At 69.4% G+C, this 16,514-nt stretch carries 16 protein-coding genes; 12 read left to right on the plus strand and 4 right to left on the minus strand.

The window, feature by feature from the left end:
- Nucleotides 1-1,866: coiled-coil domain-containing protein (locus ABDZ92_RS10480; RefSeq protein WP_486387561.1), on the plus strand; the 1,866-nt coding region annotated here is incomplete at its 5' end.
- Between the two features lie 4 nt (nt 1,867-1,870).
- The gene (locus ABDZ92_RS10485; protein ID WP_125960228.1) at nt 1,871-2,221 is read left to right on the plus strand and encodes a hypothetical protein; all 351 of its coding nucleotides are present in this window, start codon (nt 1,871-1,873) and stop codon (nt 2,219-2,221) included.
- A gap of 116 nt (nt 2,222-2,337) precedes the next feature.
- Here ABDZ92_RS10485 and ABDZ92_RS10490 read toward each other — a convergent pair whose 3' ends face one another.
- Both ABDZ92_RS10490 and ABDZ92_RS10495 read right to left on the minus strand, forming a co-directional pair.
- Complete coding sequence (locus ABDZ92_RS10490; RefSeq protein WP_125960229.1) at nt 2,338-3,450, minus strand: glycoside hydrolase family 130 protein; 1,113 nt, start codon at nt 3,448-3,450, stop codon at nt 2,338-2,340.
- Nucleotides 3,451-3,453: 3 nt separating this feature from the next.
- Nucleotides 3,454-3,735 (minus strand): chorismate mutase, encoded by a 282-nt coding sequence (locus tag ABDZ92_RS10495; protein ID WP_125960230.1) that lies wholly within the window; start codon nt 3,733-3,735, stop codon nt 3,454-3,456.
- A gap of 107 nt (nt 3,736-3,842) precedes the next feature.
- Here ABDZ92_RS10495 and ABDZ92_RS10500 point away from each other — a divergent pair, with 107 nt between their 5' ends.
- The gene (locus tag ABDZ92_RS10500; RefSeq protein ID WP_125960231.1) at nt 3,843-4,865 is read left to right on the plus strand and encodes a polyprenyl synthetase family protein; all 1,023 of its coding nucleotides are present in this window, start codon (nt 3,843-3,845) and stop codon (nt 4,863-4,865) included.
- Nucleotides 4,866-4,993: 128 nt separating this feature from the next.
- Here ABDZ92_RS10500 and ABDZ92_RS10505 read toward each other — a convergent pair whose 3' ends face one another.
- The gene (locus ABDZ92_RS10505; RefSeq protein WP_206432168.1) at nt 4,994-6,025 is read right to left on the minus strand and encodes an NAD(P)H-dependent flavin oxidoreductase; all 1,032 of its coding nucleotides are present in this window, start codon (nt 6,023-6,025) and stop codon (nt 4,994-4,996) included.
- Nucleotides 6,026-6,190: 165 nt separating this feature from the next.
- On the opposite strand from ABDZ92_RS10505, the gene ABDZ92_RS10510 reads away from it, so the two are divergent.
- Both ABDZ92_RS10510 and ABDZ92_RS10515 read left to right on the plus strand, forming a co-directional pair.
- Complete coding sequence (locus tag ABDZ92_RS10510; protein ID WP_125960232.1) at nt 6,191-6,592, plus strand: endonuclease domain-containing protein; 402 nt, start codon at nt 6,191-6,193, stop codon at nt 6,590-6,592.
- 10 nt (nt 6,593-6,602) lie between these two features.
- Nucleotides 6,603-7,022, plus strand: coding sequence for a secondary thiamine-phosphate synthase enzyme YjbQ (locus ABDZ92_RS10515; protein ID WP_125960233.1), 420 nt, complete (start codon nt 6,603-6,605; stop codon nt 7,020-7,022).
- A gap of 13 nt (nt 7,023-7,035) precedes the next feature.
- Here ABDZ92_RS10515 and ABDZ92_RS10520 read toward each other — a convergent pair whose 3' ends face one another.
- A complete protein-coding gene (locus ABDZ92_RS10520) occupies nt 7,036-8,289 on the minus strand; it encodes an aspartate kinase (RefSeq protein ID WP_125960234.1) in 1,254 nt (417 codons plus the stop codon).
- Nucleotides 8,290-8,350: 61 nt separating this feature from the next.
- On the opposite strand from ABDZ92_RS10520, the gene ubiG reads away from it, so the two are divergent.
- From ubiG to rpoZ, 7 genes are all read left to right on the plus strand, one after another.
- Entirely contained in the window at nt 8,351-9,103 is a 753-nt protein-coding gene (ubiG, locus tag ABDZ92_RS10525; RefSeq protein ID WP_125960259.1) for a bifunctional 2-polyprenyl-6-hydroxyphenol methylase/3-demethylubiquinol 3-O-methyltransferase UbiG, read from the plus strand.
- Between the two features lie 4 nt (nt 9,104-9,107).
- Nucleotides 9,108-9,521 (plus strand): DUF1810 domain-containing protein, encoded by a 414-nt coding sequence (locus ABDZ92_RS10530; protein ID WP_125960235.1) that lies wholly within the window; start codon nt 9,108-9,110, stop codon nt 9,519-9,521.
- Between the two features lie 64 nt (nt 9,522-9,585).
- A complete protein-coding gene (locus ABDZ92_RS10535) occupies nt 9,586-10,344 on the plus strand; it encodes an SDR family oxidoreductase (RefSeq protein WP_125960236.1) in 759 nt (252 codons plus the stop codon).
- Nucleotides 10,341-11,471, plus strand: coding sequence for a glycoside hydrolase family 130 protein (locus ABDZ92_RS10540; protein ID WP_125960237.1), 1,131 nt, complete (start codon nt 10,341-10,343; stop codon nt 11,469-11,471). The genes ABDZ92_RS10535 and ABDZ92_RS10540 overlap by 4 nt, the downstream gene beginning before the upstream one ends.
- A 78-nt stretch (nt 11,472-11,549) precedes the next feature.
- Nucleotides 11,550-12,452 (plus strand): ABC transporter ATP-binding protein, encoded by a 903-nt coding sequence (locus tag ABDZ92_RS10545; protein WP_125960238.1) that lies wholly within the window; start codon nt 11,550-11,552, stop codon nt 12,450-12,452.
- 13 nt (nt 12,453-12,465) lie between these two features.
- Nucleotides 12,466-16,050: an ABC transporter permease/M1 family aminopeptidase gene (locus ABDZ92_RS10550; protein WP_125960239.1), complete on the plus strand. Its 3,585-nt coding sequence runs from the start codon at nt 12,466-12,468 to the stop codon at nt 16,048-16,050.
- Between the two features lie 115 nt (nt 16,051-16,165).
- Nucleotides 16,166-16,510 carry a DNA-directed RNA polymerase subunit omega gene (rpoZ, locus tag ABDZ92_RS10555; RefSeq protein ID WP_125960240.1) on the plus strand — a complete coding sequence of 115 codons (345 nt, stop codon included), beginning with the start codon at nt 16,166-16,168 and terminating at the stop codon, nt 16,508-16,510.
- Nucleotides 16,511-16,514 lie beyond the last annotated feature (4 nt).

Here is a 16,514-nt window from a genome sequence, read left to right on the forward strand (position 1 = left end):
CTGGCGGCGGCACTGGGCGACGATGTCGAGGCTGGGCTTGATGCGGCGGACGAGCGCTATTGGGGCGGGGCCGAGGGGACCGCCGCCGACCCGCCGCCCCCGCCGGGTGTTTCGCGGCTGTCGGGGCAGGTGGTGGCGCCGGAGGTGCTGGGGCGGAGGCTCGCCCAGGTGTTCGTGTGCGAGATCGACACCGGCATCGCACTGGCGGTCGGCCAGCGGCTGGTGACGCTCGACGGGGCGCTCCGGCGCTGGGACGGGTTCCGTGCGGTGGCCGGGGGTGGCGCGGCGGCGGCGGAGCGGCTGGAGCGTGCGAACCGGCTGCGCGCGATTGCGGCGGTGCGTCCGCAGGCTGCAGCGGCGGTCGAGCAGGCGGCGGCGGCGCTCACCGACGCGGAAGCAGCGATACGCGCGGCGAAGGCGCAGGCGACCGAGGCGCGGCGCAGCGTGGAATCGCACGAAGCCGCCGCGCGTGAGGCGGCGCGCGCGGAAGACCGGGCGGTGGCGGCGATCGAGCGCGCCGAGTCGCAGCGCGCCGACCTCGCCGCGCGCCAGCGCCGGGCGGCGCTCGATCTGGAAGAGGCGGCGGGCGAAGCGACGCGCGCGGAAGCGGCCGTGGCGGCGCTGCCGGACGGAAGCGGGACTCAGGCGGAGGTCGCCCGGCTGTCGGCCGAGGCGGAGGCGCGACGCGGCGGCGTGGCGGACGCGCGGGCGGCGGCGGCCGAACGCGAGCGGGCCGCGACGGCAGCGCGGGCGCGGATTACGGCGGCGGCGGCGGAGGCCAAGGGCTGGAAACAGCGCGCGGGCGAGGCGGTGCGGCGCATCGCCGATCTCGACAAGCGCGCCGCCGACAGCGCGCGCGAGCGCGACGCGATCGCCGGGCGGCCGGACGCGCTGTCGCTGGAGATCGACAGTGTGACGGCGACCTTGCTGGGCGCGCGCGAGGCGGTGGATGCCGCCCAGCGCGAAGAACAGGCCGCCGAACAGGCGCTGCGGGCTGCGGAAGCGGCGTTGCGGGCGATCGGCGAGGCGCTGGCTGCGGCGCGCGAGGCGCGCGCGGGTGCGGCGGCGCGTGCGGAGAACCACGATCAGCGGCGGGTGGAGACGGCACGGCTGTCGGGCGAACGCTTCGAATGTCCGCCGCCCTTGCTGCCGGAGCGGCTGGAGTTCGAGAGCGCCGAGGTGGCGACGCCCGAGGCCGAGGCGGCGGCGCACGACCGGCTCACCGCGGAGCGTGAGCGCATCGGCCCGGTCAATCTGGTGGCGGATCGCGAACTGGCGGAGCTGGATGCGGCGCGAGCGAGCGGCGACCGCGAGCGCGCTGAGCTGGAGCTGGCGGTGAATCGCCTGCGCGGATCGATCGGCATCCTCAATCGCGAGGGGCGGCAGCGGCTGCTCGCGGCCTTTCATGCGGTCAACGAGCATTTCCAGCGGCTGTTCGGCACGCTGTTCAACGGCGGGCAGGCGCATCTGGCGCTGGTCGACTCGGACGATCCGCTGGAGGCGGGATTGGAGATTCTGGCGCAGCCGCCGGGCAAGCGGCTCCAGTCACTGACGCTCTTGTCGGGCGGCGAGCAGGCGCTGACCGCGGTGGCGCTGATCTTCGGGCTGTTCCTGACGAGCCCGGCGCCGATCTGCGTGCTGGACGAGGTCGATGCGCCGCTCGACGATGCGAACATCGATCGCTTCTGCGATCTGCTCGAGCGGATGACGCAAGAGACCGAGACGCGTTATCTGATCGTCACGCACAACGCCGCGACGATGAGCCGGATGCACCGGCTGTTCGGGGTGACGATGGTCGAGCAGGGGGTGAGCCGGCTGGTGTCGGTGGACCTGCGCGGCGCCGAGACGTTGCTGGCGGCGGAGTAGGCGCATGACACGCTGGGTGTTCCCTGGATTGCTGATGGTCCCGGCCGCGGTCGTGGCCGCGCCGCAGGGGCTGCCCGGGCATTATTATCTTTCGGGCATGACGGAGGTCGGATCGGAGCTGCTGCTGCGCGGCGACGGCCGCTACCGGTGGTTCCTGGCCTATGGCGCGCTCGACCTAGCAGTGGAGGGCAGCTGGACGCGATCGGGCGACACGCTGACGCTGGTGGCCGACCCGGGCATGCTGGCCGAGGACGGCATGGAGTCGATCTTTGCGCGGATGCAGCTGACGATCGCGAAGGACCGCGCGCTGGTGCCGATGGAGAATTTGCGCGGGGCGTATCGCAAGGCCGATTAGAGCGCTTCACCGTGCTCCTGCGCAGGCAGGAGCCCAGGGTTATCGAGCGCGACGCCTGCGGCCCTGGGCTCCTGCCTGCGCAGGAGCACGGCTTCCGGTGCCTGCAACCGTTGGGCCTAGTCCAGCCGCGCCTTGGATATGCGCGTCATGCGGCAGGCGAGGTCGGCTTCGCCCGAGGCGACGAGCCAGCTGTCGCCAGCGTCGACGATGCCGGTCGTGAACACCACCGGCTGGGGCAGATAGGCCTGGTGCGCGAAGGGGGCGATGAGGTCGGGCGCGGCTTCCAGCACCGGCACCGACTCCTCGCGCTCGAGGATGCGGGTGGGGTCGTCGCCGTCGAGCAGCGCGCGATAGGTGCGGTAGACGCCGACTGCGCCCTGCTTCTCGACGCCGTGGTAGAGCAGCATCCAGCCGCGTTTCGTGCGCACCGGCGGGGTGCCGCCCCCGAGCTTGGAAGCGGCCGCGGCCTTCAGCGGCCGGATCGCGAAGTCGGCGACCGGGCGCCAGTGCAGCATGTCGGGCGAGGTCGCGAGATTGATCGATGGGCCGCCGGCTTCGGCGTCGTCGGGCGGCATCGCAAACCAGGCGTCCGACAGGGGGCGGGTGAGGGCGAGGTGGCGATCGCCGACCGTCCCCTCGAACGGGATCATGTCCTTGTTGCCGTGGTCGAGCACCATCCCGCGCGAGCGCCAGTCGAGCCCGTCGGCGGAATCATACATGGCGGTGCACAGCCGCCCGCCCGATACCGCGCAGACTGTCATCCACCAGCGATCGCCGATACGGACGATGCGCGGATCCTCGATGCCGTACTCGCCGTGGCGGGCGTCGGGCTCGATCGCGCGGTCATAGTGGACTGCGACGATGCGCTCTCCTTCCGGGTCGAGCTCGACGGGCAGCAGCCACGACAGCGAGGTCAGCCCCAGGAAGGGATAGGCACCGCCCGACAGCACGAAGAAGCGCGGGTCGGCCACGTCGGCACCCGCGGCGTCGAAGGCGTCGAGCCGGTAGCCGGCGGGCGTCCAGCGGATCGAGCGGACGTGGCCGTCGCGGATCGGCTCGGCCAGCGCCTCGGCCACGCGCACCATCAGCAGCAGATTGCCGTTGGCGAGGCGGGTGAGGCCGGGGTTGAAGGCGCCGAGCACGAAGGTCGGCTCGGCGATGCCGCGGCGAAGGGGCGAGCGGGAAAGGTCGACGTCGTCGGGGGCGAAGACGATCCGGTCGTCCGCCATGGTTCAGCTCGCCTGGAACCGCGTGTGGTGGCGGATCACTTCCTCGATGATGAAGCGCAGGAACTTCTCGGAGAATTCGGGATCGAGGTCGGCATCGCGGGCAAGCGCGCGCAGCCGGGCGATCTGGCGTTCCTCGCGGCCGGGATCGGCGGGGGGAAGGTCCTTTTCCGCCTTGTAGCGGCCGACCGCCTGGGTGACCTTGAAGCGCTCCGCCAGCATGAACACCAGGGCGGCGTCGATGTTGTCGATGCTCTGGCGATAGCGGGCCAGCGTGTCGTCGGTCATCCCAGTCCTTCCCTCGGGCGCGTGCGGGCGCTTTTCGCGTCGCTTTCCGGGTTACGCAAGCCCGCCGGCCTTGCGTTCGCCCCGCGTTGCAGCCACATCGGCGTGGCATGAGTGCCACCGTACACCGCCTCACCCCGACCGGTCGCGTGAAGGACCCGTCGCTCGATCCGATGATGACGCTCGTCGCCGAGGACATGGCGGCCGTCAACGCGGTGATCGTCGATCGCATGCATTCCAAGATTCCGCTGATCCCGGAGCTGGCCGGCCACCTGATCTCGGGCGGTGGCAAGCGGATGCGCCCGATGCTGACGCTCGCGAGCGCGCAGCTGCTGGGGTACCACGGCACGCGCCACCACCTGCTCGCAGCGGCGGTGGAGTTCATCCACACCGCGACGCTGCTCCACGACGATGTGGTCGACGGATCGGACCTGCGCCGCGGCAAGCGCACCGCCAACATCATCTGGGGCAATCCGGCGAGCGTCCTGGTCGGCGACTTCCTGTTCAGCCGCTCGTTCGAGCTGATGGTGGAGGCGGACAGCCTGGCCGCGCTCAAGATCCTGTCGAACGCCTCGGCGGTGATCGCGGAAGGCGAGGTCAACCAGCTGACCGCCGTGCGCCGGGTCGACCTGCACGAGGACCGCTACCTCGACATCATCGGCGCCAAGACCGCCGCGCTGTTTGCCGCCGCCTGCCGCATCGCGGGCGTGGTCGCGGACCGGCCGCAGGCGGAGGAGCTGGCGCTCGACGCCTATGGCCGCAACCTGGGGATCGCGTTCCAGCTGGTGGACGATGCGATCGACTATGTCTCGGACGCCTCCACCATGGGCAAGGACGCGGGCGACGACTTCCGTGAGGGCAAGATGACGCTGCCGGTGATCCTCGCCTATGCGCGCGGGGACGAGGCGGCGCGCGGCTTCTGGCGCGACGCGGTTTCGGGCCGGCGCGCGACCGACGCCGACTTCGCCCATGCGGTCGAGCTGGTGCGCAGCAGCCGGGCGGTCGAGGACACCATGGCACGGGCGCGGCATTACGGGCAGCGGGCGATCGAGTCGCTGGCGCCGTTCGCGGACGGCGCGGCCAAGGACGCGATGGTCGAGGCGGTCGAGTTCGCGGTCGCGCGGGCGTACTAACTTGTACCCCGGCGGAGGCCGGGGCCCAGGTGGGATAGCGGCCGATGCAGGCGCTTCATCCGCCAAGCCTTCCCAACTGGACCCCGGCCTCCGCCGGGGTATGGTTCGGAGGGGGGAGGAAGCGCCCCTTACGCCGCCCGCTTCTCCAGCGCCGCGGCGGCTTCTTCCATCAGCGTGGCGATGATCTCGGCGACCGGCTCCTCGGTCTTGACCATGCCGACCGACTGACCGGCCATCACGCTGCCATGCTCGACGTCGCCGTCGATCACCGCACGGCGCAGCGCGCCGGCCCAGTAATGCTCGATCTGCAGCTGCGCCTCGGCCATCGCCAGCGCGCCTTCGTCGAGCGACCGGGCGACTTCGCGCTGCTTGGCGGTGAACAGCTCCGCGCCGGCGTTCTTGAGCGCGCGCACTGGGATCACCGGCAGGCGCGGGTCGATCTGGACGCTGGCAACCGCGTCGCGCGCGGAAGCGCGGAAGAACGCCTTCTTGAAATTGGGGTGCGCGATCGACTCGGTCGCGCAGGCGAAGCGCGTGCCGAGCTGGACGCCGGCGGCGCCCATGTCGAGATAGCCGGCGATCGCCTCGCCGCGGCCGATGCCGCCGGCGACGAACACGGGCAGCGCCTCGGCGATCTCGGGCAGCATTTCCTGCGCGAGCACGCTGGTGGAGACCGGGCCGATGTGGCCGCCGGCCTCCATGCCCTCGATCACCAGCGCGTCGACGCCGGAGCGGATCAGCTTCTTGGCGAGCGCGAGTGCGGGGGCGAAGCAGATGACCTTGGCGCCCGACGCCTTGATCGCGTCGAGGCTGCCAGCCGGCGGAAGCCCGCCCGCGAGCACGACATGGCCGACCTGGTGCTTTGCGCACACCGCGATCAGATCCATCAGCTGCGGGTGCATGGTGATGAGGTTCACGCCGAAGGGCTTGTTCGTCAGACCCTTGGTGGCGGCGATCTCGGCGTCGAGCAGCTCGGGTGTCATCGCGCCGCACGCGATCACGCCAAAGCCGCCGGCGTTGGAGATGGCGGCAACGAGGTTGCGCTCGGACACCCAGGACATGGCGCCGCACAGGATCGCGGTCTCGGTGCCGAGGAAGGCGGCGCCGCGGGCCATGCGGCGGGCAAGGCGCTCGGCGCCGACGGAAGAAGTGGTGGTCATTGCGCGCCCCTAAAGCGCTTTCGAAGCAGGTGGAACACGAAACCGCGACGAAACCAGCAGGCTGAGTTGGTTATCTGCAATTGGAAACCCGCGACATGGATGCTCTATTCCTCCCCCGGCGGGGGAGGGGGACCAGCCGCAGGCTGGTGGAGGGGTAGTTTCCGCATGCTGCACGGCCCGAAGAAAACGCAGGATTTCGCCAGGCAACTGCGTCGACGCATGAGCCTGCCCGAGGTGCTCCTGTGGCAGGCGCTTCGCTGCCGCCCGGCTGGCCTGCAGTTTCGCCGTCAGCATCCAGCCAGCATCTATGTCCTCGATTTCTTCTGTCCGGCCTTCAACCTTGTCGTCGAAGTCGATGGCGAGGGGCATGCGCGTGGGGATCGGCCGGAGCAAGATGCGGCGCGTGACGACTGGCTCCGTACACGCGGCGTTCGGGTCTTGCGTATCCCTGCGCAGACGATCTTGTGCGATTTGGAGGCCGCGCTCGGCCACATTGTCGTCACCGCTCGCGGAGATTACCCCTCCACCGGCTTCGCCGGTCCCCCTCCCCCTCCGGGGGAGGAATAGGAGAAACGTAGTGCGGCAGGCGATCGGCGAGTTGGAGGTGCCCACGCGGGGGCAGGGGCTGGTGGAGGTGACGCGCGACGTGTGCGGCTGGGTGGCCGAGCAGGGCATGACGACCGGGCTGCTGACGCTGTTCTGCCGGCACACCTCGGCGTCGCTGCTGGTGCAGGAGAATGCGGCGCCGGAGGTGCGGGACGACCTGCTCGCTTATTTCGCGCGGATCGCGCCGGAGGATCGCACCGCCTATGTGCACGACGACGAGGGGCCGGACGACATGCCCGCGCACTTGCGCACGGCGCTGACCGGCGTGCAGCTGTCGATCCCGGTCGCGAACGGGCGCCCGGTGCTCGGCACCTGGCAGGGCATTTATCTGTTCGAGCACCGCCGTGCGCCGCATCGGCGGCGGATTGCGCTGCACCTGCTGGGGGATTGAGCCCGCCGCCCGATCAGGCGGCGGTGTCCTCCGCGTCGAGGCCATAGGCGGTGTGGAGCACGCGCACCGCCAGCTCGGTATAGTCTTCCTCGATCAGCACGCTGACCTTGATCTCCGACGTGGTGATTGCCTGTACGTTGATGCCGCGGTCGCCCAGCGTCTTGAACATGGTGGACGCCACGCCCGCATGGCTGCGCATGCCGACGCCGACCACCGAGATCTTGGCGACGCGGGTGTCGTGAACCAGCCGGTCGTAGCCGATCTTGCCCTTTTCGCGATCCAGCACGTCGAGCACCCGGGGAAGCTCGGCCTGGTTGATCGTGAAGGTGACGTCGGTCGAGCCAGTCGAATGCGCCACGTTCTGCACGATCATGTCGACGTTGATGCCGGTGTCGGCGAGCGGGCCGAAGATGGCCGCCACCGCACCCGGGCGATCGGGAACCTCGGTCAGCGTGATCTTGGCCTCGTTCTTGTCGTGCGCGATGCCGGTAATGAGTTGGCGTTCCATCTCGTCCACTTCCTCTTCGCCCACGATCATCGTGCCCGGTTCCGCCGCCGCATCCGCATCGGCAAACGACGAGAGCACCTGGACGCGGACCCCTTCCTTCATCGCGAGCCCGACCGAGCGCGTCTGCAGCACCTTGGCGCCGACGCTGGCGAGCTCCAGCATTTCTTCGTACGTCACGCGCTTGAGCTTGCGCGCGCGCGGCACGATGCGCGGGTCGGTCGTATAGACGCCGTCGACGTCGGTGTAGATGTCGCAGCGGTCCGCCTTCATCGCCGCCGCGACTGCGACCGCCGAGGTATCCGATCCGCCACGGCCGAGCGTCGTCACCCGGCCATTGTCGGCCAGCCCCTGGAAGCCCGGGATCACCGCGACCTCGCCACCGGCCGTGGCGGCGAGCAGCGCCTGGGTGTCGATCTCGCCGATGCGGGCGGAAGCATGGGCGTCCGAGGTGTGGATCGGCAGCTGCCAGCCGAGCCAGCTGCGCGCGGGCACGCCGATCGCCTGGAGCGCGATGGCGAGCAGCCCGCTCGTCACCTGCTCGCCCGAGGCGACCACCACGTCATATTCGCGCGGGTCGTAGAGCGACGAGGCTTCGCGGCAGAAATTGACGAGCCGGTCGGTCTCGCCGGCCATCGCGGAGACGACGACGGCGACCTGGTTGCCGGCTTCCCACTCGCGTTTGACGCGCTGGGCGACGCTGCGGATGCGCTCGATCCCGGCCATGGAGGTGCCGCCGAACTTCATCACGATGCGTGCCATGTACCGAGCGCCTCACCCCCTTGGGAACGTCGGGTTGCGCTGATAGGGAGGCGTCATGGTTATGGCAAGCGACGCGGCGCCCGAAGCGCGGGCAGCGAACGGCAGCGTGGTGGCGGCGGAAGCCGCACATTTCGGCAAGCTGGCTGCGGACTGGTGGAATCCGCACGGATCCTCCGCGATGCTCCACCGGCTGAACCCGGCGCGATTGGGCTTCCTGCGCCAGGCGATCGACGCGCATTGGGATGGCGACGGGCAGGGATTTACGCCGCTGGCGGGCAAAACCGCGCTGGACGTCGGCTGCGGCGCCGGGCTGCTCGCCGAGCCGCTCGCCCGGCTCGGAGCGGCGGTGACGGGGGTCGACGCGGCGCCGGAGAATGTCGGTGCGGCACGCGCGCATGCGGAGAGCCAGGGCTTGGCGATCGAGTACGTCGCCGGCGGGGTCGAGGCGGTGGCGGGGCGGCAGTTCGACCTGGTCACCTCGCTGGAGGTGATCGAGCATGTCGCCGATCCTGCCGGCTTCGTGGCCTGGCTCGCGGCGGCGCTGGCGCCGGGCGGGTTGATGGTGGTGTCGACGCCCAACCGGACCCCCTTGTCGCGGCTGGCGATGATCACTTTGGCCGAGGGCGTCGGCGCGATCCCGCGCGGGACGCACGATTGGGACAAGTTCCTGACCCCGGACGAGCTCACCGCGCTGCTCCGGGCCGAAGGGCTGACGGTGGGCGAGGTGCGCGGGCTTTCCTTCTCGGCGTCGCGCGGGTTCACCATCTCGGACGACACCCGGCTCGATTATCTCGTGACCGCCTCGAGGGGCTGAGGCGGTGGCGGCACTCGACCGCTTCGTGGAGGCGCAGGCGGGCGTGTGGACGCAGGCGCTCGCCGAGCTGAAGGCGGGGCGCAAGACCAGCCACTGGATGTGGTTCGTGTTCCCGCAGATCGCCGGGCTCGGCCGCAGCGAGACCGCGCGCTTCTATGCGATTTCGGATGTGACCGAGGCGCGAGCCTATCTCGCGCATCCGCTGCTGGGAGCCCGGCTGCGCGAAGCGGCGGCGGCGCTGCTCGCGCATCGCGGGCGATCGGCCGAGGCGATGCTGGGCGGGATCGATGCCGTGAAGCTGCGGTCGTCGATGACGCTGTTCGCAGCGGTCGCGCCGGAGGAGCCGGTGTTCGCGGCGGTGCTGGACGCCTTCTTCTCGGGCCAGCGCGATCCGGAGACGGTGCGCCGGATCGGCTGACGCGGCCGCGGGAACTTCGCGCGGCGCGATCCTTTGTTTGCGGGCAACGCGCCAAGGAGCCCGCATGACCGACATTCGAGACGCCCACACCGAGGTTCTATCGCTTGCCGGCAGGCGGGTGGCGATCACCGGCGGCACCACCGGCATCGGCCGTGCGATCGCGGTGCTGCTCGCCTCGGAAGGCGCGCAGGTGTTCGTGTGCGGGCATGATTCGGACCATCTGGCCGATGCGCTCGCCCGCATCCGCGAGGTGGGCGAGGGCGATGGTGCGGTGCTCGACCTGGCGGAGCCGGACCATGCCCGCGGCTTCCTGGAGATCGCGCGCGAGCGGCTGGGCGGGCTGGACGCCGTGGTGCTGAACGCCGCCGTCGCCGCGTCCGGCATATCGGAGACGGGCGAGGCGGAGCTGCGGCACGCGATCGCGCTCAACTTCACCGCCTATCTGCTGGGCTCGCACGCCGCGGCCGAACTCCTGGAAGGCGAGGGTGACCTGGTGCTGGTGGGATCGATGAGCGCGCATGTGCTCGGCCCGGGCTCGACCATCTACGCCGGGATCAAGGCGGGCATCGCTGGCTTCTCCGAGGCGCTGCGGCGGGAGCTGGGACCGAAGGGGATCCGGGTCGGGCTGGTGGAGCCGGGCAAGACCGGGTCCGACATGCAGCTGCCCGACGTCCCGGTCGAAAAGCAGCGCGAGCAGATCCGCGAGGAGACCATGCTGCGCGCCGAGGACATCGCGGTGGGCGTCCACTATATGCTCACGCAGCCGCGCCGCACCGTGGTGCAGCAGGTGGTGATCACGCCGCGCGCGCAGGCGGCCGAATGAACTTCGACGTCGACCAGCTGGTCTTCACCCCCGACGACGTGGACCTTTCGCGGTCGCCGCTCGCGGGGCACCTCGACGCCGAAACCTATGTGCTGGGGGCGTTCAATCCGGGTCTGACCCGGCTGCCGGGCGGCAACCTGCTGATGATGGTGCGAGTGGCCGAGGCGCTGCGCAAGCCGATCCGCGACGGTCGCGTCCATGCGATCCGTTGGGAAGGCGAGGAGGGGAGCGCCGGCCGCTACGTGCTCGACGGCTGGCCGCTCGAGCACGCCGACACGGCCGATCCGCGCAAGTTCCTGCTCCAGGGCAACAAATGGCGGGTGATGGCGCTGACCTCGCTGTCCTGGCTGCTGCCGGTCGAGCTCTCGCCCGACGGGTTGGAGGTGGTCGCGGTGCACTATGATCGCGCGGTGGCGCCGCAGGGCAGCTGGCAATGCTATGGCGTCGAGGATGCGCGGATCAGCCGCCTCGATGATCGCTACTGGATGACGACCTGCTCGGTCAGTCCCGAGCGGCATTCGACCACGCTCTACAGTTCGGACAATGGGCTCGACTGGCGGTTCGAGGACATGGTGCTCGACCACCAGAACAAGGACATGCTGATCTTCGAGGGCCAGGTCGACGGACGCTACTGGGCGCAGACCCGGCCGCTGGGCGACCTGTATTTCGCCTATCCGCCGGACAGCGAGTGGCGCGCCGGGCCGTCGATCAACCTCGCCACCTCGCCCGACCTCTTGCACTGGAAGCCGTGCCGCAAGCCCGGCATCCGCCCGCACGCCGCCACCGTCGCCACCGCGCGCATGGGCGGCGGCACCCCGCCGATCCGGACGGAGCGCGGCTGGCTGAGCCTGTGGCATGGGGTCGAGCCGCACGAGATTGTCGGCATCTATCGCACCTATTGGACGATCCTGGACGCCGACGATCCGAGCCGCACCGTCGCCACCCAGCACCCGCCGCTGCTGGAGGCGAACCCGGCGCTGACGCAGCCGCTGGAGGACCAGATGTACGTGCGCAACGTGGTGTTCACCACCGGCATCGCGGAGCATGGCGAGGTCTATGTGGTCGCGTCCGGGGAGGCGGATCTGGCGTGTCGGATCACGCATATCCCGAAGTCCGTCTTTGCCTGACACGGCTGCCCAAAAAACTGCTTTAGTGAAGTAGGACACCGCGCTAGCATCCTCTCCTCGGGGTGAGGGGAATTGAGAATGCTGGAGCTACGCAACGTCAGCCACGTCTATGGCAACGGGACGCGCGCGCTGGATGACGTGACCTTGTCGGTACCGACGGGCATGTTCGGGCTGCTGGGGCCGAATGGGGCGGGCAAGTCGACGCTGATGCGGACCGTCGCGACGCTCCAGACGCCGACCAGCGGCAGCATCACCTTTGGCGACATCGACGTGATCGCGGAGCCGGAGCGGCTGCGCGAGACGCTGGGCTATCTGCCGCAGGACTTCGGCGTCTATCCGCGCGTCTCCGCCTACGACATGCTCGATCACATGGCGGTGCTGAAGGGCATCGCCTCGGCCGCGGACCGGAAGGCGACGGTCGAGACGCTGCTCAACCAGGTCAACCTGTGGAACGTCCGCAAGAAGGCGATCGCCGGCTTTTCGGGCGGCATGCGCCAGCGCTTCGGCATCGCCCAGGCGCTGATCGGCAACCCCCGCCTCATCATCGTCGACGAGCCGACCGCCGGTCTCGACCCGGAAGAGCGCAACCGCTTCCTCAACCTGCTTGCCGAGATCGGCGAGAATGTGGTCGTGATCCTCTCCACCCACATCGTCGAGGACGTGGCGGATCTCTGCCCGCGCATGGCGGTGCTGGCGGCTGGCAAGATCCGGTTGGAGGGGGCGCCCCTGGAACTGATCGAGCAGGCGCGCGGCACCGTCTGGGCCAAGGCGATCCGGCGCGATGAGTTGACCGAGGTGCGGGAGCGCTACGAGCTGATCTCCACCCGCCTGTTCGCCGGGCGGACCATCGTCCACATCCTGTCCGAGGTCGATCCCGGCAACGGCTTCGAGCCGGTGCGCGGCGGGCTGGAGGACGTGTATTTCGCGACCCTGGCCCGCACCCGCCGCCCCATCGACACCGCCGCCGCTGTCGCGGCCTGAGGGGAGGGCGCCCATGTTTCGCAAGATCGCGGGGTTCGAACTCCGCTACCAGTTCGGCAGCCCGGTGTTCTGGGTCGTCGCGGCGCTCTTCTTCCTGCTGACCTTCGGGTCGGTCGCGAGCGAGAACATCCAGATCGGCGCGGGCGGCAACGTCCACGCCAACAGCCCCTTCGCCATCGTCCAGGTCCACGCGATCTTTTCGCTGTTCTTCATGTTCGTGACGACTGCGTTCGTTGCGAACGTGGTGGTGCGCGACGATGAATCGGGCTTCGGCCCGATGGTGCGCACGACGCGCGTCACCCGGTTCCAGTATCTGATGGGGCGCTTCACCGGCGCCTTCCTGGCCGCGGCGGTGGCGTTCCTGGCGATTCCGCTGGCGATCTGGGTCGGGTCGCTGATGCCCTGGATCGATCCGGAGCGGCTGGGGCCGACGATCCCCGCCGCCTTCGCCTGGGCCTATTTCGTGGTGGCGCTGCCGAACCTGTTCCTTACCGCGGCGATCTTCTTTGCGGTGGCGACGGTCACGCGATCGATGATGGGCAGCTATGTCGGCGTCATCGTCTTCCTGGTCCTCTATGCCGTGATGAGCACCATGATCGGGCAGCAGCCCGAGTGGCGGCAGGTCGCGGCCTATGTCGAACCCTTCGGCGTCGCCGCGATCAGCAACGCGACCCGCTATTTCACCGCGGCGGAGCGCAACGCGATCCTGCCGCCGCTGGACGGTGCGCTGCTTGCCAACCGGCTGATCTGGATCGGTGTCGCCCTGGCGGCGCTGGGCTTTGCCGTGGGGCGGTTCCGCTTTGCCGAGCGCGGCATCTCCAAGCGCCGCCTGCGCAAGCAGGCGCGGCGCGAGGCGAAGCTGGGCCAGACCGCGCCGCGGCTGGTCGATCGGCTGCCTGCGCCCCAGCCAGACGGGGCGACCTGGGCGCGCCTGCTCACCCGTTGCCGCTTCGAGATGGCGCAGGTGTTCCGCAGCCCCGCGTTCCTGGTGCTGCTGGTCGTCGGCCTGTTCAACACGGTCGGCGCGCTGCTGTTCGCGGGCGAGATCTACGGCACGCCCGCGCGACCGCTCACCTTTGCGCTGATCGAGACGCTGACCGGCGGATTCGGGCTGATCCCGATCATCATCGCCATCTATTATGCGGGCGAGTTGGTCTGGCGCGACCGCGACCGCAAGATTCACGAGATCATCGACGCGACCCCGCTGCCCAACTGGGCCTATATGGTGCCCAAGGCGCTGGCGGTGACGGGGGTGCTGTTCACCACCCTGCTGGCGGCGGCGGTGGCGGCGATCCTGGTGCAGCTGATCCGCGGCGGCGGCGAGGTGTCGCTCGGCGAATACTGGCGCTGGTACCTGCTGCCGCAGACGGTCGACATGGTGCTGCTGGCGATCCTTTCGGTGTTCGTGCAGGCGCTCAGCCCGAACAAATACGTCGGCTGGGCGATCATGGTCGTCTACATCGTGGCCACGCTGACGCTCAGCAACTTGGGGTTCGAGCATCCGCTCTACCTCTACGGCGGCGGGCCGACGCCGCAGCTGTCCGACATGAACGGCGACCAGATCGGCGGTGCCGCCGCCTGGTGGGTGCGCCTCTATTGGGGGGCCGCGGCGGTGATCCTCGCGACGCTCGCCCACCTGCTGTGGCGGCGCGGGACCGAGACCCGGCTGCTGCCGCGGTTGCGGCGAGTGCCTGCGCGCCTGCGGGGCGTCCCGGGTGTCATCATCGGCGTCGCGCTGGTGGCGTTCGTGAGCGTCGGCGCCTTCATCTTCTACAACACCAACGTCCTCAACCCATACCGCACCCGCGATGCCAACGAGCAGCGGATGGCGGAGTATGAAAAGAAGTACCTGCACTACGAGACGATATTGCAGCCGTCGCTCACCGACGTTCGGCTGGCGATCGACCTGCACCCGTCCGAGCGGCGGATGACCGTCGACGGCGTCTATCGCTTCGTCAACGACACCGGCCTCCCGCTGGACACGCTGCACGTGCGGCTGCCCGACGCGGACACCAAGCTTGCCTCAGTAACGGTTCCAGGCGCCCAACTCGCCAGCAACGACGCGGAGTTCCAATACCGACTCTACCACTTCGACCGCCCGTTGGCGCCCGGCGCCACTGGCACGCTGCAGTTCCGCACGGAACGATCGCAGCGGGGCTTCCGCGCCACCGGCGAGGATACGCGGCTGGTGGCCAACGGCAGCTTCCTCAACAACTTCGACTTCGCGCCGCAGCTGGGGATGAACCGGGCAGGGCTGTTGACCGATCGCGTGACCCGCCGCCGCTATGGCCTCCCGTCGGAGCTGCGCATGGCCAAGCTGGAGGACGTGTCCGCCCGCCAGCGCAACTATCTGGCCAATGCCGATTGGGTGAATTCGGACATCACCGTCACCACCGATGCGCCGCAGGTGCCGATCGCGCCCGGCCGGCGGGTTTCGGACACGACCCAGGGCGGACGGCGCACCGCGCACTTCGTCTCGACGGCGCCGATCCTGGCCTTCTTCTCGGTCCAGTCCGCCGACTATGCGGTGCGGCGGGACCGGCAGGGGCCGGTGCAGCTGGAGGTCTATTACCAGCCGAACCACGGCTTCAACGTCGACCGAATGCTCCAGGCGATGAAGCTGTCGCTCGGCTATTACGACAAGGCGTTCGGGCCTTATCAGTTCACCTATGCCCGCATCATCGAGTTCCCGGGCTATGACAGCTTCGCCCAGGCGTTTGCGGGCACCGTGCCCTATTCGGAGAAGATCGGCTTCATCGCCGATACCCGCGATCCGGACGAGATCGACTATGTCACCTATGTCACCGCGCACGAGCTGGGCCACCAATACTGGGCGCACCAGCTGATCAGCGCGGACCAGCAGGGCGGCACCGTGCTGGTGGAGACCATGGCACAATATTCGGCGCTGATGGTGATGAAGCACCTGTACGGCGAGGATAAGATCCGCCGCTTCCTGAAGTACGAGCTCGACAATTATCTGCGCTCGCGCGGCAGCGAGGCGATCGAGGAGCTGCCGCTCGATCGGGTCGAGAACCAGGGGTACATCCATTACCGCAAGGGCGCGGTGGCGCTGTACCTGCTGCAGGACCGGCTGGGCGAGGAGCGGGTGAACGCGATGCTGCGCGGGCTGCTCGATCGCCACCGGTTCAAGGGCGCGCCCTATGCCAATTCGATGGAGCTGGTCGACGGCTTCCGCGGGTTGGCGCGCAACGCCGGCGAGCGGCAGCTGGTGGACGACCTGTTCGACCGCATCACCCTCTATGACCTCAAGCTCAAGGAGGCCAAGACCCGCAAGCTGCCCGATGGCCGGTTTGAGACGGTGCTGACGATCGAGGGCGGCAAGGCCTACGCCGATGGCCGCGGCAAGGAGACGCAGGCGACACTGGACGACCAGATCGACGTGGGGCTGTTCACCGCGCGCCCGGGGCTGGGATCGTTCGACCGCAGCGACGTGCTGGTGATGGAGCGGCGGCCGGTCCGCAGCGGCGTGCAGCAGCTGCGGCTGGTGACGGCGAAGCGACCGGCGTTCGCCGGGGTCGACCCGTACAACAAGTACATCGACCGCAACAGCGACGACAATGTGGTGCAAGTGAACTAGGGACGGGTCCGCCGGGGCACTCCCCCGGCGGAGCGCCTGAAAAAATTGACAATTGCGCGCGTTCGGGATAGGCGCCACGCCTTTCCTGCTCCGTGCATTATTTGAGGAAGCGACCATGGCGCGCGTCACCGTCGAGGATTGCGTCGACAAGATCCCCAACCGGTTCGACCTGGTGCTGATGGCAGCCCAGCGTGCGCGCCAGATTTCCGGCGGCGCCGAGCTGACGCTCGATCGCGACCGCGACAAGAACCCGGTGGTCGCGCTGCGCGAGATCGCCGAGGAGACGGTTCGGCCGGATCACCTCAAGGAAGCGGTCATCACCGGCATGCAGAAGGTGCAGATCGACGACGAGGAAGCGCCGGACGAGATCGGTTCGCTGTCGGCATCGGCCGAGGCGCTGCGCCTCACCGCGGCTGCTCCGCCGCGCAACCAGAACGTCGGCGGCGACTACGAGGGCTGATCCC

It is taken from the genome of Sphingomonas molluscorum (genome assembly GCF_039522995.1).
Lineage (GTDB): Bacteria > Pseudomonadota > Alphaproteobacteria > Sphingomonadales > Sphingomonadaceae > Sphingomonas > Sphingomonas molluscorum.

Excerpts from the sequence above, each read along its gene's own strand:
- ABDZ92_RS10485 (WP_125960228.1), top strand. The coding sequence starts at position 1,871 with ATGACACGCTGGGTGTTCCCTGGATTGCTGATGGTCCCGGCCGCGGTC.
- ABDZ92_RS10490 (WP_125960229.1), bottom strand. The coding sequence starts at position 3,450 with ATGGCGGACGACCGGATCGTCTTCGCCCCCGACGACGTCGACCTTTCC.
- ABDZ92_RS10495 (WP_125960230.1), bottom strand. The coding sequence starts at position 3,735 with ATGACCGACGACACGCTGGCCCGCTATCGCCAGAGCATCGACAACATC.
- ABDZ92_RS10510 (WP_125960232.1), top strand. The coding sequence starts at position 6,191 with ATGCTGCACGGCCCGAAGAAAACGCAGGATTTCGCCAGGCAACTGCGT.
- ABDZ92_RS10520 (WP_125960234.1), bottom strand. The coding sequence starts at position 8,289 with ATGGCACGCATCGTGATGAAGTTCGGCGGCACCTCCATGGCCGGGATC.
- ABDZ92_RS10505 (WP_206432168.1), bottom strand. The coding sequence starts at position 6,025 with ATGACCACCACTTCTTCCGTCGGCGCCGAGCGCCTTGCCCGCCGCATG.
- ABDZ92_RS10550 (WP_125960239.1), top strand. The coding sequence starts at position 12,466 with ATGTTTCGCAAGATCGCGGGGTTCGAACTCCGCTACCAGTTCGGCAGC.
- rpoZ (WP_125960240.1), top strand. The coding sequence starts at position 16,166 with ATGGCGCGCGTCACCGTCGAGGATTGCGTCGACAAGATCCCCAACCGG.
- ABDZ92_RS10545 (WP_125960238.1), top strand. The coding sequence starts at position 11,550 with ATGCTGGAGCTACGCAACGTCAGCCACGTCTATGGCAACGGGACGCGC.
- ABDZ92_RS10535 (WP_125960236.1), top strand. The coding sequence starts at position 9,586 with ATGACCGACATTCGAGACGCCCACACCGAGGTTCTATCGCTTGCCGGC.
- ubiG (WP_125960259.1), top strand. The coding sequence starts at position 8,351 with ATGGCAAGCGACGCGGCGCCCGAAGCGCGGGCAGCGAACGGCAGCGTG.
- ABDZ92_RS10540 (WP_125960237.1), top strand. The coding sequence starts at position 10,341 with ATGAACTTCGACGTCGACCAGCTGGTCTTCACCCCCGACGACGTGGAC.
- ABDZ92_RS10500 (WP_125960231.1), top strand. The coding sequence starts at position 3,843 with ATGAGTGCCACCGTACACCGCCTCACCCCGACCGGTCGCGTGAAGGAC.